Here is a 20,949-nt window from a genome sequence, read left to right on the forward strand (position 1 = left end):
CGGAAAGCTGATCATCTGTGAAACAAAATCAGCTTTCCGGCTGCATTGACTAAACGATGAGTATGACTATGAAGCTCTTTTTCTTTTAAGAGGGCTTCACCATGCGTTTTTGCCGCTTCTTCATGTTCTGCCTCGAATTGCTCGTTTACCAGCGTGTTCCCCGAAGGATCAAATACGGTAAGGAAATAATCAGCCATCAGGTTTCTCCTCCATTTTAAGGTTTATCAGTCTTTCTTCATTTATATTCTAAAAAGGAAATCAAAATCCTTTATTATGCTTTATCCAAAATTAGTATATAATGGGTCAGGGAAGGAGGAGATTCAGTGCTTACAATTGATCACGTAACGAAGACATTTGGAGATTATAAAGCCGTTGACGGATTGGACTTAGATATTCCGGAACAGCAAATGTTCGGTCTATTAGGCGCAAACGGAGCGGGAAAAACAACAACGTTTCGCATGATCCTAGGATTATTAAGCATTACGGAGGGCTCAATCAGCTGGAAGGGCCGTCCTGTGAATTATCATATCAGCAACAAAATCGGTTATTTGCCGGAAGAGCGGGGCCTTTATCCGAAAATGAAGGTAAGGGATCAGCTCGTCTATCTTGCCAGATTAAAAGGGATGGAGAAGCGAGAGGCTGTAAAAGAGCTCGGGACATGGCTTGAACGCTTCAATATTACAGATTACGAGAATAAGAAGGTGGAAGAGCTTTCGAAGGGGAATCAGCAGAAAATCCAATTCATTTCGGCAGTTTTGCATAAGCCGGAGCTCCTGATTCTTGATGAACCATTCAGCGGCTTGGACCCTGTCAATGTTGAGCTGCTAAAAGAGGCCGTGATCTCGCTGAAAAACAGCGGTGTTTCTATTTTATTTTCAAGCCATCGGATGGAACATGTGGAGGAGCTTTGTGAGAACCTTTGCATATTGCAGAAAGGAAAACCGGTTGTACAAGGCAAGCTGAAGGAGATCAAGCGTTCTTTCGGTAAAAAGAATGTTACCATTCACTCCGATGACGATCTGCGCTTTTTGCAGTCCCATGAAGGCATTCTTCAATGGAAGGAAACGGCAGACGGCGTCAAGCTGCAGATTGCCAATGAAGACATTTCTCAAGAGATTTTTGCGATGCTCCAAGGAAAAGGGTTTATCAGAAAGTTTGAGCTTGAAGAGCCGTCACTGCATGATATTTTTATAGAAAAGGTGGGGGCCGTCTATGAATAAATTTTGGATCATGCTTTCTCATACATACAAAAATAAGATTATGGCAAAATCCTTTATTATTTCGACTGTCATCACGGTGCTGCTTGTTTTAGTTGTAACGAATCTGGAGTCGATCATTTCTTTGTTTCAAGGTGACGATGCGAAAGAAAAAATCGCCGTTGTTGATGAAACAAACGAATTATATCCGGTTTTTTCTAAGCAGCTGAAAGCGGTGGATACAGACGGCGATCTTGATGTGAAGCTGTCGAAGCAATCGGAGGATGAGGTCACAAAGCAAGTCAAAGATGAATCACTCGATGGCATGCTCATCATCAAACGAGATGAAAAAGGGACCATTTCAGGAACATATAAAGCGTTAACGATTTCTGATGAAAGCACGTATCAAACACTGCAGCAGGCGCTGACGCAAACCAAAACAGCTGTCGGAACAGCGGAGCTCGGCGTGTCGCAGGAAACGATTAGCAGCCTTTATGCGCCTGTTACTGTGGGGCAGAAGGCGCTGAAAGAAGGGGCAAAGTCTGAGGAAGAGCTTGGCCAGACGGTAGGGCTTGTTTACATTATGCTGTTCGTCATTTATTTCTCGGTGATTATGTATGCCAGCATGATAGCGATGGAGGTCGCAACCGAAAAATCTTCGCGAGTTATGGAAATCCTGATCTCAAGTATGCCGCCGATCCAGCAAATGTTTGCAAAGCTGCTTGGTATCGGGCTTGTCGGGATCACACAGCTTGCTATTATTATAGGAGCCGGCTCTCTGTCGCTTAAGCTGAACCAAAAGAGCGAAACGGCTTCATCTGTCGGCGGATTCCTTAATTTGACCGACGTATCTGCAACCACTGTCATCTATGCTGTCATTTTCTTTTTGCTCGGATACTTTTTGTACGCGACACTTGCCGCGTTTCTCGGCAGTGTCGTCAGCAGAATAGAGGACGTGCAGCAAACGATCACGCCGATGACGCTTTTGGTTGTCGCCGGTTTTATGATCGCGATGTTCGGTTTGAATGCGCCTGACGCAGGATTTATTACGGTAACTTCGTTTATTCCGTTCTTTACGCCAATGATTATGTTCCTGCGCGTCGGCATGCTTGATATTCCGTTCTGGCAGGCGGCTGTCGGAATCGGAATCACACTGCTCACCATTGTCATACTGGCCGTTATCGGCGCCAGAATTTATAAAGGCGGTGTATTAATTTACGGCAATTCAAGCGCGTTCAAAGCGATCAAACAAGCGCTACGTTTAGCGAAAAACTGATTGGAAAACAGCCTGGGGATTCTCAGGCTGTTTCTTTATTGACAGAACGTGCATTCGCAAGAATTCGGTGCTAAAATAAGGGTACTTCATCCTGGAAAGGAGCAGAATGTTGACTGAACTAACCTTTATTCATGCGGCAGATCTTCATCTTGACAGCCCGTTTTACGGGATATCGCATCTGCCGGAGCCGATTTTTGCCCGGATTAAAGAAAGCACGTTTGCAAGCGTGAGACATATGATAGACGCTGCAGTGAGAGAGCACGTTGATTTCATTTTGCTGGCGGGAGATCTGTTTGATGATGCCAATCGAAGCTTAAAGGCTCAGCTCTTTTTGAAAAAACAGTTTGAAAGACTCAGAGAGTGCGGGATTTCGGTATACGTCATCTTTGGGAATCACGATCATCTTGGCGGGGAGTGGACGCCGATTGAATGGCCTGAGAATGTCCATATTTTTTCGTCCGCTGTTCCAGAAGAAAAATCGTTTTTTAAAGAAGGCAGGCGCATAGCAAGCATTTACGGCTTCAGCTATCAAGCCAGAGCAGTGACGGAAAACCAAGCCGCCCTCTATCGGAGATCAACTGACGCACCGTTTCATATCGGCATGCTCCATGGCACGCTGTCAGGATCTGAAGGACACGATCCGTATTGCCCGTTTACACATGACGACCTCGTGAAAAGCGGGATGGATTATTGGGCGCTTGGCCATATACATAAACGCCAGGTTCTATCTGCCGAGCATCCGGCAGTCATTTACCCGGGAAACACGCAAGCACGCCATATAAAGGAGACGGGAGATAAAGGCTATTATCTCGTTCATGTGACAAACGGAGATATATCTTATGAATTTCAGAGAGCGCATGATGTCCTGTGGGAAAAAGCGGCGGTTGATGTGACGGAGGCAAAGAATATGACAGCCCTCTTCCAAATGGTGGAGGACACGTTTTCGAAGCTGCGGAAAAAGGGGAGCCCTGTTTGTGTAAGGCTTGTTTTACAAGGGACGGCGCCGGAATGGCTGCTGGAGGCGCCAAAAGGCACCTTGGATGAGTTTCTTGAAGCTCTTCAGGAACAAGAAGCGGAAGAGGAACATTTCGTTTGGCCTCTTAGATTGGACGATGAGACAGAAAACGAAGCAAACCTAACAAACCTTGATCCTTTTTTTGGCGGTTTATTTGAAGACATTGATCGCAGCGATCTGTCAGACGTGCTGGAAGGGCTTGAGCGGCATCCAGTGTATAGAAGGCACGCGGACCGGTTTAGCCAAGAGGAGGTAAAGGAAATAAAAGAGCAGGCACAGATAATATTGAAAAGACAGCTTAAGGTGCTTGATACATGAGGCGGTGACAGCTTTGCGAATTATATCTTTACATATCTACCAATACGGAAAATTTTCCAATCGGACCTTTGACTTTTCCGCCTCTCCTGTCCAAGTCATCTACGGATTAAATGAGGCAGGAAAAACGACGATGATGTCATTCATTGAAAGCATGCTGTTCGGTTTTCCGAAAACGAAAAAGTATGAACCGAAAACAGGCGGTGTCTACGGCGGTGTTCTTGAAGCTGAACATCCTGAGTATGGGGTGCTGAAGATCGAACGGACGAAAGGGACTGCCGAAAAACTAAGCGTGTACACAGAAAAGGGCGAAGTAAAGCAGGGAGATGTTTTAAAGCAGCTGTTCCAGGGCACAGACAGGTCGTTGTACAAAGCCATATATTCGTTCGACGTATTCGGGCTGCAGGAAATTCACGCCTTTAATCGGGACAAGATAGGGGAATTTTTGCTCTTTTCCAGCTTGTTTGGTGCTGAAGCCGTATCAAAGCTTGATTCAAGGCTGACGAAGGAAAGCGAAAGGCTCTATAAACCAAATGGGCGAAACCCTCAATTGAATCAGGAGCTGGAAACGCTTAAGCAGCTGGCAGTTAAGCTAAAACAGGCTGAAGCAGAGGAAGCGGGCTATCATCAGCTTCTCGAGGAAAAACGAACGCTTGAAGCCCGCCTTGCAGCCGCGGAAACCGAATTGAAAGAGACGGCGGGACATATCCGAATGATTGAGGGAGCGATTGAGCGAAAACCATTGCTAAATGAAAAAGCGACACTCGAACAGGTGATTGCAGAATTTCCGGAACATGCAGGACAATTTCCTGCTGACGGACTGCATCAGCTGGAAAAATATGAATCCCATCTGCACCCGAAATCAGCACAGCTTGAGGCGCTTCGGGTGAAGATGGCGGAGTTGGACAAACAGAGGCAAAAGCTTATCCCCAATAAAGAACTATTGGCGAAAGAAACGCTGATACAAGAGCTTTCGGCAGGGTTTCATATGTACCAATCCTGGGGAGAACAGCTGGCCGCCATTCAGGCACAGCTGCGCCAGACGTCTGCGCAGACAGCGGCAGGGCTGGAACAGCTCAATAAAACGGATGAAAATGAGCTCCTGAATATGAACACCTCATATGATTATGAATGGCAGCTTCAGCAAGCGGTGCAGCAATATGTACAGGCAAGAGACAGAAAACGGCAGCTTGACGAGACGTTTGAACTTGCCCGGCAAGAGCTGGAAGACGCGGAAAAGGCCGTTCATGCCGCTTCGTCCGCGATTCTTGAAAACAGCCAAAGAAAAGATAAAGAAGCAGCTCTTAGAGCATATGATGAAACACAGGGGCAGCACCAAGAGCAAGCGAAGCTCAGAGAACAGCTAACGTTTTTTGAAAGACAGCAGGCTAAACAGAAAAAGACTGTCATTGCAGCTGGTATGTTGTTCATCGTTCTCTTTTCTCTGCTGCAGCAATGGATTCCCGCCATAAGTTTCGGCGCTGCACTTATTGTGTATTGGCTTGTATCAGGAAAATCGTCTTCTCGAAACAGCCGAGGGACAAGACAGCCCATGACGGATATTTCACCAGCAGAAGCTGAAATGCTTAGAGAAGCGTTATGGGAGGATGACCGCAATAAGCAGCACCTTCTCACACAGCGTGCAGCGCTCCAGCAAAAAGAGGCGGCGTATGAAAGGGTCATCCAGCAGTTTGAACAGTGGGAAGCCGAAATGGCGCCGTCCTTTACACAGGTTGAGCGTTTTATGAAAGAGCTCGGATTTAAGGAAGATCCATCATTTTTGCTTGATGCATACAGCTTAATGAAGGATGTTAAAAAAGAAGTGAAGAAAAAGCATGAGCTGACCATTGAAGCAGGCAGGCTGAAAAAGCACCGGAGAACATTCGAAGAACGCGTCAGTATGCTTCGTCCCGTGAATCAGAGTCAGGATATCTCCATTTCGGACGCCCTTCACACATTGCGGAAAAACATTGAACGTGAAAAAGAAATTGAGAAGCAAAAAAAGGAAATTGAAACAGATATTCATTATACAAAGGAACAGATGCTTGAACTTGAGCAAGAAATACAGTATTTCCACGCACAGATTGAACAGTTATTTGCCGCGGCTGCTGCAAAAGACAGAGATGCGTTTTTTGCCATAGCCGACATCAGCAGGCAATTGAAGGATACGGAGAACAAGCTTCATCACGTAAACGCACAGCTTCAAGGCGAGCACCCGGAGGAACTTGAACTGGCGGATTCCAATACGCTTTCTGAATTGAAAGATAAGCAATTTGTTGAGAATGAAAGAAAAGAGCGGCTGACTGAGGAGATCGAGCAGCTCCGCAGCCAAATCGCACTGCTCTCAGTCAAACAGGAACAATTAGAGGCTTCGGGATTGGTCTCAGACCTCAAGCTTCAAACCGAAATGCAAAAAGAACGTGTGAAAGAAACGGCTAAAAAATGGGCCTCCATACAAATGGTCAAACAGGTGATCAGAAACAAATTGGAGCGGCATAAAAAAATCGAGCTTCCGCGCCTTCTGGAGACGGCAGGAGAATTCTTCCGCCCTCTGACTGACGGAAACTACCAAACCATTTATTTTTCCGAAACGGATGATTCGATCATGGTTATGCATCGCGATGGAACTGTCTATCATGCGGAAGAGCTGTCACAAGGGACATGTGAACAGCTGTATACAGCGATCCGATTTGCTTTGGCCGTTACGCGCCAGGATGGGTCAATGCTTCCGTTCCAGCTTGACGACAGTTTTGTTCATTTTGATCAGGAAAGGCTGAAACGTGTATTACATGTTCTGTATGATTTATCCAAAGGCGGTAGGCAGATTTTGTATTTTACATGCCATGAGCACGTAAAAGATGCATTTCATAGCAGCCAAATCATCCATTTGGTGTCATAAAAGAGGTTCTATAGCTGAAAATCGGTATGTGATATACTGGTATTATGTAAGATACGGAGGGAGCTTTAATAGAATGGCTAAAGGGATTATGCTACATGAGGTTGGCGAACAGGTGGACCAGTATCTATTGATTAAATCCTCGACGAAAGGGATTGCAAGCAATGGAAAACCGTTTCTGACGCTGATGCTGCAAGACCAGTCAGGCGATATTGAAGCGAAGCTGTGGGATGCCAAGCAAAGTGATGAAGTGACCTATGCGCCGCAGACGATTGTCAAGGTCGTCGGCGATGTTCACCATTATCGCGGACGCACCCAGCTGAAGCTAAGAAATATCAGACCGGTAAGCGAGCAAGAAAACGTCAATATTGATGATTTTTTAGAAACCGCGCCGATTCCGAAAAATGAAATGATGGATACCATCACTCAATATATATTTGAAATGAAAAATCCGAATATCCAGCGAATCACAAGGTTTTTGGTTAAAAAACACGAAGCTGAGTTTATGGATTATCCGGCGGCTACGAAAAACCACCATGAGTTTGTCTCAGGTTTGGCGTATCATGTTGTCTCTATGCTGAACCTGGCGAAAGCAATAGCAGATTTATATCCTTCTCTTGATCGTGATCTGCTTTACGCCGGTGTTATCCTGCATGATCTTGGAAAAGTGAAGGAGCTGTCCGGCCCTGTTTCCACTTCATATACGGTTGAAGGCAATTTGCTCGGCCATATTTCCATCATGGTGACAGAGCTTTCAAAAGCTGCTGAGGAGCTTCAAATCGATTCTGAAGAGGTGTTAATTCTTCAGCATTTGATTTTGAGTCACCACGGCAAAGCAGAATGGGGCAGCCCGAAACCACCGATGGTGAAAGAAGCGGAAATTCTTCACTATATAGACAATCTGGATGCAAAAATGAATATGATGGACAGAGCGCTTGAGCGCGTGAAGCCGGGCGAGTATACTGAACGTGTATTTGCGCTGGAAAACCGTTCCTTTTATAAACCGACATTTCATAAATAACTTAAAAGGACTGATGCTGACATATTCAGCTCAGTCCTTTTTGATGCGTCTTTCCCGCACATAACTCGTCTCATTCCCGCATATGGTTAAGAATAAAGAATCTATGCAAAAGGGGGAGGAGCCCGTGTTATTTTTTCCATGGTGGGTGTATCTTTGTATTGTAGGCATCATTTTCAGCGCATATAAACTTGTGGCGGCAGCCAAAGAGGAAGAAAAAGTAGACCAGGCTTTTATTGAAAAAGAAGGACAGATTTATATGGAGAGGATGGAAAAGGAGCGAGAACGCCGCAGTTCTCAGCAGCATGAAGAAGAAAATCAAAACCATTCCATCGCATAAAAAAAGCTGTGCGGCTCAATGAGCCGCACAGCTTTTTTTATTATTTAGAATTGCTTGAAGATGAAGAAGTGCTGTTGCTTGTTGAAGATGTATTAAATGTGTCTTTCAGATCTTTATCTTTTACTTCGATGTCAGCCTTCTTCATGACTTTTTGAACAGCTTCCTGAACAGCTGCGTTGTCATTTAATTTTTGTTCAAGCACTTCAGATTTCAGTTCTTTTTTCATATCATCATATTTGCCGCGTTCTTCTGTCTTTTTAATGATATGGTAGCCGTATTGCGTTTTGACAGGATCACTGACTTCACCTGTTTTTAATTTGAATGCAGCTTTGCTGAATGTTTCGTCCATTTGGCCTTCTTTTGCGAACCAGCCAAGATCCCCGCCTTTTGAAGCAGAGCTGTCTGTTGAGTATTCTTTCGCAAGGTCTTCAAACTTCTCGCCTTTTTTCAGCTTTTTCTCTACTTCTTCAGCTGTCTTTTTATCAGCAACAAGGATGTGGCTTGCACGGATTTTGCCTTTTAAGCCTTCCCAGTACTCTTTGATATCGGCGTCTGTTACTTTGATGTTATCTTTAGCCGCTTTTTGTGTCAGCAATTCATATTTTACTTGTTCTTTCAGGTAATCTTTGCCATATTGCTTTTCGAGGGCAGTATATTGATCGCCAAGCTGCGTTTTGTATTCTTTCAGCTTGTTGTCAATTTCTTTATCCGAAACTTTATACTTCTTGTCCAATACTTTTTCTTGCACTAGCTGTGTCAGTACGCTTGCGCCAGCTGTTTTCTTCATGTTTGTGTAAAGCTCGCCTTTTGTGACATCGCCTGCGTCTGTTTTTGCGATAACTTCTTTGTCGCCGCTGCTGCAAGCACTGAGAGCGAGGATGCTTGTAGCAGTGATAGCTGCTATTGCGATTTTCTTCATTGTTTTCAAACACTCCTAATCATTCCAAATTAAATTACCTATGCGTATCATAACATATTGTGGCTTTCTGTAAAAAGATTTTAAATAAAGGGCATTCGTCTAGTCAAACTTTTGCTGATGACATACTTATATATTGATCAAGAAAAGGAGGTATGTAACATGAGCGGAGGATACTCTAACGGATTCGCGTTGCTCGTAGTACTGTTCATTTTGCTTATCATCGTAGGTGCAGCTTACATCTACTAAGCAGCCCGAGGATCGCTTGCAACATAAGCGATCCTTTATTTTCACTAGCGCCTAATCGTTTCAAACATGAATTGCATAACATGTAATTGGTAAATAAAGCTTATTACAGGAGGTGCTTTTTAAGATGGGTGAAGTATTTGCAGGCGGATTCGCTTTATTGGTTGTGTTATTTATTTTATTGATTATCATCGGCGCTTCTTGGCTGTACTAATCAACATAAAAAAGCATAGCTGCTTAATCAGCAGCTATGCTTTCTTTCGTATTTACACTGTAAAGGAGATCTCCACAAACGAAGAGATCAGTAAAATTAATATAGATACATTAATAAATCGGAATACCTTATCTTGCCGCTCTTCAGGAATCTCTCTGACAAGGCATAATGTATTGGTGAGCCTGTTTATGAAATATAAAATAAACACGGCAGCCACGATAAAATAGAATAAAATGATGGGAGATTCCCCCTCTCTCTGAACTGTCCCATATTACATTACCAAATATTTATTAAAAAAGATAGAATGCAAATTGAAAAATCGCCACCAGCACCAGGGTTTGACTACTTTTCAACAAGAATATCCAAGCCGTCAGCTTCCTGATCAATAAAAGCGGTTTTCGGTGCTTTTATCAGCTTGAGAGCCAGCAGGAAATCAGGCAGACAGTAGCCGGCGTGAATGCCCGAGATCATGCAGAAATAATGAGCGTGATTCGGAAATGCCAGTGCTGCGTAAAACAATACCGGTGTAATCAGCAAGAACGGGCTGACGAGTGAAATCAGCATTGTTGTTTTTGGTATGCGTTTCCATGTGCGCATGCGCAATATGTAAAACTTTTTTTCTATTTTTCTTTTTTTGCAGATGATTGGCAGGACATGGATGACTTTATGTGCAAATAAAATAACGACGAGCAAACCGCCGAATAAAGATACATATTCATCGCTTAAGCTTGTGCCAGGCCGCAGCAGCTCAAAAGCTAAAAAGGTAGATATAAAAACCAAAATCATAAAACATACAGCAGTTAATATTATGCGAACGGCGCCATAATCCTTCATGAGATTTATGGTCTTCCAGCAATTCATCAAAGTCATCCTTCCATACATCTTGAATAGAATCTCAAAATAATTTACTCCTCCCAAGAGAAAAAATCAATGCTTTTTTAAGAAAAAATATCATCCGGCAGGTATTTTTTTGAAACAAGCAAACAAACTGCGAAATATGGGGTTAGAACTTTCTTCTCAGTGAATTATCAGCTAAAATAAGATTAAAGATAGAAAGAAGTGGTGTGGATGGATTCGATGGATCATCGCATTGAGCGATTAGAATATTACATACAATTATTAGTGAAAACAGTAGATATGGACAGGTACCCCTTCTATGCGCTTCTCATTGATAAAGGGCTGAGCAAGGAAGAAGGGGAAGCGGTTATGAGGATATGCGACGAATTGTCGGAAGAGCTGGCAACACAAAAAGCGCAAGGATTTGTAACCTTTGATAAGCTCCTTGCGCTTTTTGCCGGACAGCTGAATGAAAAATTAGATGTTCATGAAACAATTTTTGCCCTGTATGAGCAGGGGCTTTATCAAGAGCTGATGGAAGTCTTTATCGACATCATGAAGCATTTTGATTAACTGTTTACAGGTTCGAGCTCTTCAGCCGGTTCATCCGCCGCACTGTCCTTTGCTTTTTTCTTCAGTTTTCCGTTTACGCTTTCAAAGTCATTGTCAATATTGGTGAGTGACGTTTCGAAAATTTCCATAAAATCATCGCCGTAGATATGGCGTATCATACACATCATTTCTGCCACTTCAGGAAATTTTCCGAATAAATGATACAAAGGCTGTGAACCTTTAAAAACAGCGTTGCGTGTCGGATCAAATTCCTCAAGCAAGCTCCAGAATACCTCGGTACCTTCCTCAGTCAATTGGACATATGTGTTCCGTTTATCATTCAGCCGTTTGGAGAACCTTAAATATCCCCGTTCTTCCAGCTTTTTTGAAAAGTTGAATGCGGTTGATACGTGCATGACCCCGAATTTCGCGATTTCAGAAATGGAAGCTCCATTCAATTGATACGCAATCCATAAAATATGATGCTCATTAATATTCAGGTCATACGGTTTGAGCCATTGCTGCCAATCCTTCTCGATCGATTTCCAAAGAGCCTTGCTAAGCTGAGCCATTTTCTGGGTGAAAACCAGAGCTTCTTTCACATCATAGGGCGGTTCCACTCGATTCATTACGTCACCTGCTTCTCTTTTTCTTTTTCTCTATTATGCCAATAAAATAAAGATTAATAAAGATGAAAATGTAAGAATTTTTTAATAAATTCACAAACCATTGCGACGAAAGGGTTTTTCGGCCAAAAAAAAATACGGGTCCAATTTTGGCCCGCATTTTTTTCTTTTGAATAGGATATTAGTTTTGTAAGGTTTTCTCCAGCTGTCTGATTTTCTCTTCGATATCGGCAATTTCTTTTTGCAGATCCTGCTGGTGAGGCTTGATCTCTTCCTGCCATTTTTTAATTGACGTTTGGAGCTCGCCGCCCACGTCTTTAATAACATCCGTGCTTTCTTTTGCCGCTTTGATCAGCTGGTCTTTTAATGCAAGCCCGTCTGACTTTAAGCGTTTGATTGTTTCTTCAAAAGAATCATAATTGGTTTTCATTTTTTCACGCAGCTGCTTTCCTGAGGAAGGTGCAGTAAGAAGAACCGCTGCTCCTCCGATGATGCCGCCTACGAATAGTCCTGTTAATAGAGAACGTCCGCTCGCCATTACAATCACCCCGTCTTTTTCTTCAAAATAGGATTCATTCAGCATTTTTCATTTTTGTTGAAAGCCTGAACTTCTATACATAGCTTGCTTTATTTTAGCATATTTTTTAAGTGAAAAGGAGGGAGAAGGTTGTCTGTCTTTTTGATTGTATTATCCTGCATCACCCTTGCCTTCGCTTCAGGCGCTGTTTACTATATCAGACTTCTCAGCCAGGCTGCTTCTTATCCGCCCAAGAGGGTTATCCGGCAGAAAGCGCTTGTTTGTTCAACCGGAACCGCCTTTACACTATGTCTTATCTTTTTCACAAAACTCCTCGCTTAAAACATGCTGACATGCTGCGGACGCTCTGTTCAAAAAACCTCTCCCGGAAGCGGAAGAGGTTTTGTGTGACAATTATTTAGCAGCTTCCATAAAGCTTGAACGCCTTAAAATGGTTTGCACAATCGGATAAATAATGATCATTGAGATTGTATTCAGCACAGCGGCCGGCAGAACAACAGCCGCGAACAATGCGGCGAAACCGCCCGGTAAACCGACGATCAATAAAGCTGACGATAGAAACACAATTCCTGATAAGATGGTCCCGATCACTGTCAGCACAGCGGCTGCACCTGTTTTTCGGCTCTTTCTGAACAAGAGAAACAGGGAGAAGAACAGAAACGCTGATACGGGTTTATCAATGATGTTGGGGATCTGTCCGGCTGGAAACGCGGTTGTAAGCGCGGAAATGATTCCGGTCACGATCCCGATGACGAGTACATTTTGCACCCGCGGGAACAGCAGAATGCCCATGAACATCATGATCAGCATCATATCTGGTTTCATGCCGCCTAAAAAGGGCGGAATAATGGAATGAAGCGCTGCGCCGATTGCGGCAAACAGAGCCATAATGACTAACTCTTTTGTTTTCATAACTATGCTCTCCTCTGCTAAGCTTTTTGCCCTCCAATAATATGCTCATCATTTATTGCGAAGGCTTTACAGAATGTGTTATGCAAACAGTATACCAAACGGACGGTTTGCATAGCCAGACTTTTTACTCATTTTCCTGCTGGAATTTCTTCATGAACGCAGCTAATTTTTCACAGTCTTCGAGAGAGACCGCGTTATAAATAGAAGCGCGGCAGCCTCCCACCGAACGGTGTCCGCCAAGGCCGATCATCTTCGCATCTTTTGCTTTCTGGACGAATGTTTTCGTTAATTCGTCATCCCGAAGCGTGAAGGTGACATTCATGCGTGAGCGGCTGTCCTTTCTGGCATGACCTTTATAGAAGCCGTTGCTTTCATCAATACAGCTGTAGAGAACCTGCGCTTTTTGTTCATTGCGCTGTTCAACAGCTTCCACACCGCCGTTTTCCTTGAGCCATTCCAGAACGAGGCTCAGCATATAAATCGCAAATGTCGGCGGAGTGTTGTAGAGTGAATCCGCTTTGACATGTGTGGAATATTTCAGGATTTTTGGGACGTTCGCATTTTCATTTTTCAGCCAGCTTTTTTTCATAATGACTACAGTCACGCCGGAAGGGCCGAGGTTCTTTTGGGCGCCTCCGTAGATCACATCAAATTTGGACACATCGATTTTTCTGCTTAAAATATCGCTGGACATGTCGGCTACGAGCGGAATAGGAGAATTCGGAAACTCCTGCCACTGAGTGCCGAAAATTGTATTGTTGGATGTGATATGTAAATATGCGCCGTCTTTTACATCCGTAAGGTCAACCTCTGGAATATAGCTGTAATTGTCTGTTTCACTAGTAGCGGTGATAGACGTGTTCCCGAACAATTTCGTTTCTGCCAGTGCTTTTTCAGACCAAGCGCCGGTCATCACAAAATGTGCGGTTTTTTCAGGTGTTAAAAAGTTCATCGGAAGCATTGAGAATTGAAGGCTTGCCCCGCCTTGAAGAAACAAGATATCGTAATCTTCCGGAATGCCCATCAGTTCGATTAAGAGGCTTTTCGCTTTTTGGTGCACCGCTTCATACTCTTTGCTGCGGTGGGAAAGCTCCATAACAGACATGCCGGATTCGTTAAAATCAATAAATTCTTTCTGTGCTTTTTGCAGAACTTCCAGTGGCAGCGCTGCAGGACCTGCGTTAAAATTCGTTGTACGTTCCATTATGATCTCTCCCTGTTTTCCACGTTAATGTATAAAATAATACAATTATCCTATCACAAAAATTCAGTTTTTTGATAAAAAATTAGAATTATCAAAAGAAATTGACGGATGTTTGCGAAATGTTCACAAAATAAAATAACCTCATCTTATGATGAGGCCAGGCGTTTTGCGATAGAGGAAGAGATGTTCTGCAGATCCTCCGGTTTATAATCATCAGCATGCGTTTTCCAAACCGCTCCGAATCCATCTCCTTTTCCGTAGCGAGGGATAATATGCATATGGTAGTGGAACACAGATTGTCCAGCTTTTTCGCCGTTATTGTTCAGCGTATTTAAGCCGATCGGTTCAAATTCATCCCGGATAGCGCGGGCGATTTTCGGAACAGCATGGAAATATTGTTTTGCTAATTCATCTGTAAATTCATATACATTCTCAATATGTGTTTTCGGAATGACAAGCGTATGGCCTTTTGTCACTTGGCTGATATCAAGAAAGGCAAGTACATGTTCATCTTCATACACCTTCGCGGATGGAATGTCGCCGGCGATAATTTTACAAAAGATACAATTTTCTGCACAATGCATGAGGGTTCCTCCTTATGAAATTGTTTAGTATGTATACACTCATCGTACCACAGAAATGCAGAAAATAGAAAACAGGATGAACGGCGAGCGTTCACCCTGAATGCAGAGGAAGAGCTTATATGAAGAAAATGTGTTATGCCTTTGGTAAGCACCTCATTTGTCAATAAAATGAAGACTTGTTTAATGCCTAACGATTCCTGCGATAAACACCTCATTTGACAATTTGCTTCATACATGAAGAATTCATCAATTCAGTGAAGAGAAATGGTTTGAGCATTGGACATGTTTATTTTCTATCCAACTGTTTCTAAGACGTCTTTGACAAACACCTCATTTTTCAGTTGATATGCTTTTCCTCTACAACTATTATGATGTCCAGAACCCTGTCTCTTTATGACAGCAAATTCATCATTTGTTAAAAGGGAATTGTTTCAAATCAGGCCTTGTTTTTGGTACTATGAAGAAAAACACTATAAGGGGAGAAACTATGTCTCTGCTATCGGTAAAAGACTTGACCGGCGGATATACAAGGAATCCGGTTTTAAAAAACGTATCATTCACCCTTGAACCGAATCAAATTGTCGGATTAATCGGGCTGAATGGTGCTGGTAAAAGTACAACAATCAGACACATCATCGGGCTGATGGACCCGCATAAAGGTTCAATCGAATTAAACGGTAAAACGTTTGCTGAGGATCCGGAAGGCTACCGTTCACAATTTACCTATATACCTGAAACACCTGTTTTATACGAAGAATTGACGCTGATGGAGCATCTTGAACTAACAGCCATGGCATATGGACTGTCAAAAGAAACGATGGAGAAAAGGCTGCCTCCGCTACTAAAGGAATTCCGAATGGAAAAGAGGCTGAAGTGGTTCCCGGCCCATTTTTCTAAAGGAATGAAGCAGAAGGTTATGATTATGTGCGCATTTTTGGCAGAGCCTGCGCTCTACATTATTGATGAGCCTTTTCTAGGGCTTGATCCGCTTGCCATTAACGCGCTGCTTGAACGGATGAATGAAGCGAAAAAAGGCGGGGCGAGCGTGCTGATGTCAACACACATTTTGGCAACGGCAGAACGCTATTGCGATTCGTTTATTATTTTACATAACGGCGAGGTGCGGGCGCGCGGCACGCTGTCAGAGCTCAGAGAGCAGTTTGGAATGAAGGACGCGGCGCTGGACGATTTGTATCTTGAGCTTACAAAGGAAGACGCTGGCCATGAATAATATGCTTGATATTTGGCAGTCGCGGCTGCAGGAGCATATCAAAGAAACAAGAACATACATGAAATATATGCTCAATGATCACCTCGTCATTGTTTTGATTTTTTTTCTAGCGGGCGCTGCAAGCTGGTACAGCAAATGGATACGGGACATTCCCGCTCACTTTCCATCCTTTTGGGTGATGGCCGTGCTGTTTTCGCTCGTGTTGACAAGCTCTTATGTGCGAACGCTTTTGAAGGAGGCTGACCTTGTTTTCTTATTGCCTCTTGAAGCAAAAATGGAGCCTTACTTGAAGCAGGCGTTTGTCTACAGCTATGTGTCTCAGCTGTTTCCGCTTATTGCGCTGAGCATCGTTGCGATGCCGCTTTATTTCGCAGTCACACCGGGGGCTTCGCTCGTATCGTATGCCGCGGTCTTTGTCCAACTGTTGCTGCTGAAAGCGTGGAATCAGGTAATGGAATGGCGAACGACTTTCCAAAACGACCGCAGCATGAAACGGATGGACGTCATCATTCGCTTTGCGGCGAATACACTCGTTCTTTATTTTGTTTTCCAATCTGTTTATATGTATGCGCTTCTCGTCTATGTCATTATGGCTGTTCTTTATCTGTATATGTCTTCCGCAGCAAAACGGAAAACATTTAAATGGGAGAGCCATATTGAGTCCGAATTGAGACGAAAGCAGCGTTTCTATCGGATTGCCAACCTGTTTACTGATGTGCCGCATTTGCGAAAGCAAGCCAAACGCAGAGCTTATCTCGACTTTTTGCTGCGGCTTGTGCCGTTTGAACAGCGCAAAACATTTGCCTATATGTTCACCCGCGCCTTTTTGCGTTCGAGCGATTATTTGGGCATTCTTGTCAGATTAACGATCGTTTTCGCGCTGATCATTATGTATGTCTCAGCCAGCCCGCTGATTGCAGCTGTTTTGACTGTGTTTGCCATTTTCATTACGGGCATTCAGCTTCTGCCGCTCTTTGGCCACTTTGACCATCTGGCGCTTCAAGAGCTGTACCCTGTGAAAAAAGAAACAAAGCTGAAAAGCTATTTCTCTCTATTAAAAACTGCACTTAGTATTCAAGCGCTGCTGATGTCTGTTGCATCTGCCTATGCAGCCGGCTTGACCGGTTTTCTGTACGCGCTGATCGGTTCTGCCGTTCTGATTTTTGTTGTTTTGCCTGCTTATATGACAACCAGGCTGAAAAAGCACGGAAAGCTGTGAACTGAAAAGAGGTAATCAAATGACAGATAATCAGCTGCTGATGCAGGAAGCTTTGGAATGGAAAATGCATTTTTTGCGAAAGGATTCCATGTTTGAACGCTTTTCGAAGCGTGTCCAGACGAAGGTGAATGAACGGATTCCTGAGAAAATCCATACGGTCGTCACCGAGAGTGTGAGAAAAATGGTAGAAGCGACAATGGCCGGCTCCAATATCATCACTTATAAAAAGGATACAAGTGCACTGTCGCTCAGTGAAAAAAATGAATTGGCGAAAAAAACGATTGTTTCTTATCAGAAAGTGGCAGCTGCTGAGGGAGTCGGCACCGGAGCGGGCGGCATTTTTTTAGGCATTGCTGATTTTCCGCTGCTGCTTTCAATTAAGATGAAGTGTTTATTTACCTTGTCTTCCATTTACGGCTTTGATGTGAAAGATGCACAAGAAAGAATGTTCTTGCTGCTCGTGTTTCAGCTTGCATTTTCGAGTGACGATGGCCGTAAATCGCTTTTTTCTGTCATCGAAAATTGGGAGACGGAGAAAAAGAGCATCGACTGGAGAGTGTTCCAGCAGGAATATCGCGATTATATCGACGTAGTGAAGCTTTTTCAGCTTTTGCCGGGCGTAGGAGCGGCAGTCGGCGGAATTGCCAATTATAAGCTGCTTGCTCAGCTTGGAGAAACGGCAAGACATGTTTTTCATCTGAGGATATTAAAGGAAACAGCCGGAGAATAAACACTCCGGCTGTTTTTTTATAGCTGATGATAGGTGATCGCAGCGCCGGCAAGGACCTTGGCCGCTGTCAGCATGGCTTTTTCGTTGATATCAAATTTCGGATGGTGGTGGGAATAAACTCGATCTGGCTGTTCGGGAGCGGCACCTGTAAAGAAAAAAGTGCCTTTCACGTTTTGTAGGTAATAAGCAAAATCCTCGCCGCCCATTTGCGGTTCACCGTCAATGACCTGCTGAACGCCCTCGGTATTCTTTGCGGTGCTCACCAAGTGGCTCGTTTCGGCAGGATGGTTCACAACCGCCGGATAACCCTGTTCATAGGTGTACTCATAGGACGCGCCGTGCATGCTGCATATTCCTTTTACAACCGCTTCAATTTCTTTCTCCAGAATGTCCCGGACATTTTCATCAAAAGAACGCGCTGTGCCGATGAGTACTGCTTGGTCTGCGATGACATTAAACGGATTGTCGGCGATGAAGGAGCCTGTCGAAATGACGGCGGATTGAATCGGATTGACTTTGCGGCTGACAATGTGCTGCAAAGAGGTAACGATTTGAGAACCGATTAGGACGGCGTCTTTAGTATCATGCGGATGAGCGCCGTGGCCGCCCTTTCCGAAGACTTTAATCGTAAATCGGTCTGCCGCCGCCATTACGGCACCGGGGCGGCAAAGAATGGTTCCGAGCGGCTCAGTTGCCCAAAGATGAGTGCCGAATATCACATCCGCGTTTTCGAGACAGCCGTCATCAATCATTGGCTTTGCGCCTCCCGGATAATATTCTTCTGCATGCTGGTGGATCATCACAAAAGTTCCCTTCAGTTCATGTCTGTTTTGGTGAAGGACCTTGGCCACTGCGAGAAGAGCTGCGGTGTGGCCGTCGTGGCCGCATGCATGCATGACACCAGGCACTTTGGAGGCGTAAGGGACATCTTTTTCATCTTGAATGGGGAGAGCGTCAAAGTCGGCCCTCAAAGCGACTGTAGGGCCGGGTTCGCTTCCTTCTATATATGCTAAAACCCCTCTGCCGCCAACGTTTGTGCGGATTGGGACTCCTAACGATTCATAATAGGAAGCAATAAATGCGGCGGTTTTTTCTTCTTGAAATGAGAGCTCAGGATACATATGAAAATGGCGCCTGATCTCAACCATTTCTTCAAAACAGCCGTCGAGCTGTTTGTTTATCTCTTTCTGCAGTGTGGATATGGACAAAGCCGCTTCCCCCTTTTCTATGCTTTTCCATGATTGTATAGAAAAAGTCTGAATATTTCAACTCATGCTGTTTCAAAGCATCATCACAGCTGCGAGGGTTGTCACCAAAAGGCCAATCGCGACGGGAATGAAGTTTTTTCTGGCAAGCTCAAAAGGATCAACTTTGCAAATGGCCGCGGCGGGAATCAACGCCCATGGGACCAGTGTGCCTCCGCCCACCCAGATGGCAGAGATTTGTCCGAGCGCGGTCAGAACGGCGGGATCGGCATGGAGAGCGGACGAAAAGAGCTTTGCGATGGAGCCGGCGAGAGAAATGCCAGAAAATCCTGAGCCGTCAAGGCCTGTTATGGCTCCAGCGACAGTTAATGCAGCGGCGGCAAGCTCCTTTGACATAGGCATCATATGGGATAAAGCAATGCCAAGATCGTTGACAATGCCGTGGGAACCTTTAGGGAGTGAAGTGCCCAGTATGCTTTCATAGCCTGAGTCGCCAAGATAAAAGAAAGCGGCAATCGGGATGACGGGGCCGAAAACCTTAAAACCGAACTTAAATCCGTCAATAAAATAGCCGGTGATTTTTTCAAGCCCTTTATGCTTATACACGAAAAAATGAACGGTAAAGAGGATACAAATTGCAGACCCGCCAATTAACGCGGTTGCATCATTTCCTTGTAGGTTAAACAAGAGCATGCAGGCGATATCTGCAAGAAAGGCAAGCGGAATCAAAAAAGCCAGTATGGACCGCAGGCGTTTTGGCAAGTACAGCGAGTTGTCTTGTTCGCCGGAAAGAACGGGGGAAAAAGAAGCGGGATGCTCCTGTTTTTTGCGTTCGCGCTGAATCATGATAAAGGCAGCAGTTGTTGTTGTCACACCCATAATCAGCACAAGCGGAATACTGGCCGAGACGACATCACCGACTGGAATACCTGCTGCATCCGCAGTCAGCTTTGGCGCCGCCTGAATGACAAAGTCTCCTGACAGGGCAAAACCGTGTCCGAATAAGTTCATGGCCATGGCCGCGGCAAGAGGCGTCAAACCGGCACGCGCGGCTGCGGGGAGCAGGACGGCGCCGATCAAAGCGACACCCGGAGAAGGCCAGAAGAAGAGAGAAATGGCGAACATCAGGCCTCCAATCAGCCAATAGGCAGTCACAGGCCCTCTCATAAGGCTTGCAAAGGGAGAAATCATCGCTTCATTTATCCCTGTTTTTGTTAACAAATCACTCATTGAAACGATAAAGCAAATGATGAAAATCGTGGGCAGCAGTTCGCCGGCCGCATAGATAAAGCTGTGGAATAAACTGCTGACAGAAGCTGAAAGTGAATGGCTGGCCCATAGCGATATGATAAAAATGCCGAATAGAGAAATAAATGTCGTGTCTTTTCTCAGCAGCATAAATAGGATAATTACTCCGATAAAAAACACATACAGAACATGGACAGACAAAATCCCGACTTCCATCATCGATCACTCCTTCCGCTACAGATTATTCATAGGCGGGCGGAAGGTGCCGGGACAGAGGGGAGGGTTATGATGGAAGATGAACATTGATCTGTTTCAGCTGCTCAATCAGATGATGCCTTAATCCTCTATTCGCTTTTTGCAGATGTTTTGGGAAGCATTCAGGAGAAAAAATGACGCACCCTTCAGCAAGCCAGTTTTTTCTATAGGCGATGATGCTTTCCGATGGCTCTATATGAGTTATCCTCGTGCTGCATCTCGTACTCATCAAATCCGAACTGAAAACCGCAGCACGGGCAGATTTCATGAGAATGATTGCCTTCATGATCATATGGCGGTTCAGCCAATCCCTTAAACCCGCAGACTGGGCAAGTATGCTTCATTTTGCTTTCCTCCCAATAAAATAAGCTGCCGG

Annotated in this window: 24 protein-coding genes and 1 pseudogene; 13 read left to right on the forward strand and 12 right to left on the reverse strand. The window is 44.4% G+C overall.

Annotation, left to right across the window (positions count from 1 at the left end; all coding sequences use genetic code 11):
* Positions 1 to 11: 11 nt before the first annotated feature.
* On the reverse strand, positions 12 to 197 hold the full coding sequence (locus MHI44_RS16895; RefSeq protein ID WP_003233264.1) for a YhzD family protein: 186 nt from the start codon (positions 195 to 197) through the stop codon (positions 12 to 14).
* Between the two features lie 126 nt (positions 198 to 323).
* Here MHI44_RS16895 and MHI44_RS16900 point away from each other — a divergent pair, with 126 nt between their 5' ends.
* The 6 genes from MHI44_RS16900 to yhaL all read left to right on the forward strand — a co-directional run bounded on the left by MHI44_RS16900 (position 324) and on the right by yhaL (position 8,056).
* On the forward strand, positions 324 to 1,220 hold the full coding sequence (locus MHI44_RS16900; RefSeq protein WP_003233262.1) for an ABC transporter ATP-binding protein: 897 nt from the start codon (positions 324 to 326) through the stop codon (positions 1,218 to 1,220).
* Complete coding sequence (locus MHI44_RS16905) at positions 1,213 to 2,472, forward strand: ABC transporter permease (protein WP_003244912.1); 1,260 nt, start codon at positions 1,213 to 1,215, stop codon at positions 2,470 to 2,472. Before MHI44_RS16900 ends, MHI44_RS16905 begins: the two co-directional genes overlap by 8 nt.
* Positions 2,473 to 2,578: 106 nt before the next feature.
* On the forward strand, positions 2,579 to 3,805 hold the full coding sequence (locus MHI44_RS16910) for an exonuclease SbcCD subunit D (protein WP_339202467.1): 1,227 nt from the start codon (positions 2,579 to 2,581) through the stop codon (positions 3,803 to 3,805).
* Between the two features lie 4 nt (positions 3,806 to 3,809).
* Positions 3,810 to 6,701 (forward strand): DNA repair/recombination ATPase SbcE, encoded by a 2,892-nt coding sequence (gene sbcE / locus MHI44_RS16915; RefSeq protein ID WP_339202468.1) that lies wholly within the window; start codon positions 3,810 to 3,812, stop codon positions 6,699 to 6,701.
* A 73-nt stretch (positions 6,702 to 6,774) separates the two neighbouring features.
* Positions 6,775 to 7,719, forward strand: a complete 945-nt coding sequence (gene yhaM / locus MHI44_RS16920; RefSeq protein WP_003245698.1) for a 3'-5' exoribonuclease YhaM — start codon at positions 6,775 to 6,777, stop codon at positions 7,717 to 7,719.
* Between the two features lie 124 nt (positions 7,720 to 7,843).
* A complete protein-coding gene (gene yhaL / locus MHI44_RS16925) occupies positions 7,844 to 8,056 on the forward strand; it encodes a sporulation protein YhaL (RefSeq protein ID WP_003233252.1) in 213 nt (70 codons plus the stop codon).
* Between the two features lie 40 nt (positions 8,057 to 8,096).
* Here the strand turns inward: yhaL and prsA are convergent, their stop codons facing one another.
* Positions 8,097 to 8,975, reverse strand: a complete 879-nt coding sequence (prsA, locus tag MHI44_RS16930; protein ID WP_003245079.1) for a peptidylprolyl isomerase PrsA — start codon at positions 8,973 to 8,975, stop codon at positions 8,097 to 8,099.
* Between the two features lie 159 nt (positions 8,976 to 9,134).
* On the opposite strand from prsA, the gene yhzE1 reads away from it, so the two are divergent.
* Both yhzE1 and yhzE2 read left to right on the forward strand, forming a co-directional pair.
* Positions 9,135 to 9,221, forward strand: coding sequence for a sporulation protein YhzE1 (gene yhzE1, locus MHI44_RS16935; protein ID WP_003327753.1), 87 nt, complete (start codon positions 9,135 to 9,137; stop codon positions 9,219 to 9,221).
* A 124-nt stretch (positions 9,222 to 9,345) separates the two neighbouring features.
* Positions 9,346 to 9,432 (forward strand): sporulation protein YhzE2, encoded by an 87-nt coding sequence (gene yhzE2 / locus MHI44_RS16940; protein WP_003155248.1) that lies wholly within the window; start codon positions 9,346 to 9,348, stop codon positions 9,430 to 9,432.
* Between the two features lie 52 nt (positions 9,433 to 9,484).
* On the opposite strand, the gene MHI44_RS16945 is transcribed toward yhzE2, so the two are convergent.
* Both MHI44_RS16945 and MHI44_RS16950 read right to left on the reverse strand, forming a co-directional pair.
* On the reverse strand, positions 9,485 to 9,667 hold the full coding sequence (locus MHI44_RS16945) for a hypothetical protein (RefSeq protein ID WP_024571667.1): 183 nt from the start codon (positions 9,665 to 9,667) through the stop codon (positions 9,485 to 9,487).
* 107 nt (positions 9,668 to 9,774) lie between these two features.
* Positions 9,775 to 10,293 (reverse strand): DUF3267 domain-containing protein, encoded by a 519-nt coding sequence (locus MHI44_RS16950; protein ID WP_014479336.1) that lies wholly within the window; start codon positions 10,291 to 10,293, stop codon positions 9,775 to 9,777.
* Between the two features lie 207 nt (positions 10,294 to 10,500).
* Here MHI44_RS16950 and MHI44_RS16955 point away from each other — a divergent pair, with 207 nt between their 5' ends.
* Complete coding sequence (locus MHI44_RS16955) at positions 10,501 to 10,842, forward strand: YhaI family protein (RefSeq protein WP_009966921.1); 342 nt, start codon at positions 10,501 to 10,503, stop codon at positions 10,840 to 10,842.
* On the opposite strand, the gene MHI44_RS16960 is transcribed toward MHI44_RS16955, so the two are convergent.
* Together MHI44_RS16960 and MHI44_RS16965 are read right to left on the reverse strand one after the other, a co-directional pair.
* A complete protein-coding gene (locus MHI44_RS16960) occupies positions 10,839 to 11,450 on the reverse strand; it encodes an HTH-type transcriptional regulator Hpr (protein ID WP_003239501.1) in 612 nt (203 codons plus the stop codon). The two genes, MHI44_RS16955 and MHI44_RS16960, sit on opposite strands and share 4 nt — an antisense overlap.
* Before the next feature lie 178 nt (positions 11,451 to 11,628).
* A complete protein-coding gene (locus MHI44_RS16965; RefSeq protein ID WP_003245875.1) occupies positions 11,629 to 11,985 on the reverse strand; it encodes a YtxH domain-containing protein in 357 nt (118 codons plus the stop codon).
* A gap of 129 nt (positions 11,986 to 12,114) precedes the next feature.
* Between MHI44_RS16965 and MHI44_RS16970 the strand changes: the two genes are divergently transcribed.
* Positions 12,115 to 12,306 (forward strand): hypothetical protein, encoded by a 192-nt coding sequence (locus tag MHI44_RS16970; protein ID WP_024571664.1) that lies wholly within the window; start codon positions 12,115 to 12,117, stop codon positions 12,304 to 12,306.
* Between the two features lie 72 nt (positions 12,307 to 12,378).
* Here the strand turns inward: MHI44_RS16970 and trpP are convergent, their stop codons facing one another.
* From trpP to MHI44_RS16985, 3 genes are all read right to left on the reverse strand, one after another.
* Positions 12,379 to 12,897: a tryptophan transporter TrpP gene (trpP, locus tag MHI44_RS16975; protein WP_003233236.1), complete on the reverse strand. Its 519-nt coding sequence runs from the start codon at positions 12,895 to 12,897 to the stop codon at positions 12,379 to 12,381.
* Positions 12,898 to 13,021: 124 nt separating this feature from the next.
* Entirely contained in the window at positions 13,022 to 14,101 is a 1,080-nt protein-coding gene (serC, locus tag MHI44_RS16980) for a 3-phosphoserine/phosphohydroxythreonine transaminase (RefSeq protein ID WP_014479338.1), read from the reverse strand.
* A gap of 146 nt (positions 14,102 to 14,247) precedes the next feature.
* Complete coding sequence (locus MHI44_RS16985; protein WP_003233231.1) at positions 14,248 to 14,685, reverse strand: HIT family protein; 438 nt, start codon at positions 14,683 to 14,685, stop codon at positions 14,248 to 14,250.
* A 487-nt stretch (positions 14,686 to 15,172) separates the two neighbouring features.
* On the opposite strand from MHI44_RS16985, the gene ecsA reads away from it, so the two are divergent.
* The 3 genes from ecsA to MHI44_RS17000 are packed head-to-tail and all read left to right on the forward strand — an operon-like array spanning position 15,173 to position 17,865.
* Positions 15,173 to 15,916: an ABC transporter ATP-binding protein EcsA gene (gene ecsA / locus MHI44_RS16990; protein ID WP_003233230.1), complete on the forward strand. Its 744-nt coding sequence runs from the start codon at positions 15,173 to 15,175 to the stop codon at positions 15,914 to 15,916.
* Positions 15,909 to 17,135 carry an ABC transporter permease EcsB gene (gene ecsB / locus MHI44_RS16995; RefSeq protein WP_017695369.1) on the forward strand — a complete coding sequence of 409 codons (1,227 nt, stop codon included), beginning with the start codon at positions 15,909 to 15,911 and terminating at the stop codon, positions 17,133 to 17,135. Before ecsA ends, ecsB begins: the two co-directional genes overlap by 8 nt.
* Positions 17,136 to 17,154: 19 nt before the next feature.
* Positions 17,155 to 17,865, forward strand: a complete 711-nt coding sequence (locus tag MHI44_RS17000; RefSeq protein WP_046160232.1) for an EcsC family protein — start codon at positions 17,155 to 17,157, stop codon at positions 17,863 to 17,865.
* A 17-nt stretch (positions 17,866 to 17,882) separates the two neighbouring features.
* Here MHI44_RS17000 and sndC read toward each other — a convergent pair whose 3' ends face one another.
* From sndC to MHI44_RS17015, 3 genes and pseudogenes are all read right to left on the reverse strand, one after another.
* Positions 17,883 to 19,073: an N-acetyl amino acid acetylase SndC gene (sndC, locus tag MHI44_RS17005; RefSeq protein ID WP_069837400.1), complete on the reverse strand. Its 1,191-nt coding sequence runs from the start codon at positions 19,071 to 19,073 to the stop codon at positions 17,883 to 17,885.
* Positions 19,074 to 19,145: 72 nt separating this feature from the next.
* The gene (locus MHI44_RS17010; RefSeq protein ID WP_131227274.1) at positions 19,146 to 20,537 is read right to left on the reverse strand and encodes a hypothetical protein; all 1,392 of its coding nucleotides are present in this window, start codon (positions 20,535 to 20,537) and stop codon (positions 19,146 to 19,148) included.
* Positions 20,538 to 20,601: 64 nt separating this feature from the next.
* Positions 20,602 to 20,917, reverse strand: a pseudogene (locus tag MHI44_RS17015) (hypothetical protein).
* Between the last annotated feature and the right edge of the window lie 32 nt (positions 20,918 to 20,949).

It is taken from the genome of Bacillus sp. FSL K6-1366 (assembly GCF_037976695.1).
GTDB classification, from domain to species: domain Bacteria; phylum Bacillota; class Bacilli; order Bacillales; family Bacillaceae; genus Bacillus; species Bacillus subtilis.

What these genes read in the sequence shown, in the direction of transcription:
- MHI44_RS16895 (WP_003233264.1), bottom strand. Translation starts at nt 197, where the DNA reads ATGGCTGATTATTTCCTTACCGTATTTGATCCTTCGGGGAACACGCTG.
- MHI44_RS16905 (WP_003244912.1), top strand. Translation starts at nt 1,213, where the DNA reads ATGAATAAATTTTGGATCATGCTTTCTCATACATACAAAAATAAGATT.
- MHI44_RS16910 (WP_339202467.1), top strand. Translation starts at nt 2,579, where the DNA reads ATGTTGACTGAACTAACCTTTATTCATGCGGCAGATCTTCATCTTGAC.
- yhaM (WP_003245698.1), top strand. Translation starts at nt 6,775, where the DNA reads ATGGCTAAAGGGATTATGCTACATGAGGTTGGCGAACAGGTGGACCAG.
- prsA (WP_003245079.1), bottom strand. Translation starts at nt 8,975, where the DNA reads ATGAAGAAAATCGCAATAGCAGCTATCACTGCTACAAGCATCCTCGCT.
- yhzE1 (WP_003327753.1), top strand. Translation starts at nt 9,135, where the DNA reads ATGAGCGGAGGATACTCTAACGGATTCGCGTTGCTCGTAGTACTGTTC.
- yhzE2 (WP_003155248.1), top strand. Translation starts at nt 9,346, where the DNA reads ATGGGTGAAGTATTTGCAGGCGGATTCGCTTTATTGGTTGTGTTATTT.
- MHI44_RS16950 (WP_014479336.1), bottom strand. Translation starts at nt 10,293, where the DNA reads ATGAATTGCTGGAAGACCATAAATCTCATGAAGGATTATGGCGCCGTT.
- MHI44_RS16955 (WP_009966921.1), top strand. Translation starts at nt 10,501, where the DNA reads ATGGATTCGATGGATCATCGCATTGAGCGATTAGAATATTACATACAA.
- MHI44_RS16960 (WP_003239501.1), bottom strand. Translation starts at nt 11,450, where the DNA reads ATGAATCGAGTGGAACCGCCCTATGATGTGAAAGAAGCTCTGGTTTTC.
- MHI44_RS16965 (WP_003245875.1), bottom strand. Translation starts at nt 11,985, where the DNA reads ATGGCGAGCGGACGTTCTCTATTAACAGGACTATTCGTAGGCGGCATC.
- trpP (WP_003233236.1), bottom strand. Translation starts at nt 12,897, where the DNA reads ATGAAAACAAAAGAGTTAGTCATTATGGCTCTGTTTGCCGCAATCGGC.
- serC (WP_014479338.1), bottom strand. Translation starts at nt 14,101, where the DNA reads ATGGAACGTACAACGAATTTTAACGCAGGTCCTGCAGCGCTGCCACTG.
- MHI44_RS16985 (WP_003233231.1), bottom strand. Translation starts at nt 14,685, where the DNA reads ATGCATTGTGCAGAAAATTGTATCTTTTGTAAAATTATCGCCGGCGAC.
- ecsA (WP_003233230.1), top strand. Translation starts at nt 15,173, where the DNA reads ATGTCTCTGCTATCGGTAAAAGACTTGACCGGCGGATATACAAGGAAT.
- ecsB (WP_017695369.1), top strand. Translation starts at nt 15,909, where the DNA reads ATGAATAATATGCTTGATATTTGGCAGTCGCGGCTGCAGGAGCATATC.
- MHI44_RS17000 (WP_046160232.1), top strand. Translation starts at nt 17,155, where the DNA reads ATGACAGATAATCAGCTGCTGATGCAGGAAGCTTTGGAATGGAAAATG.
- MHI44_RS17010 (WP_131227274.1), bottom strand. Translation starts at nt 20,537, where the DNA reads ATGATGGAAGTCGGGATTTTGTCTGTCCATGTTCTGTATGTGTTTTTT.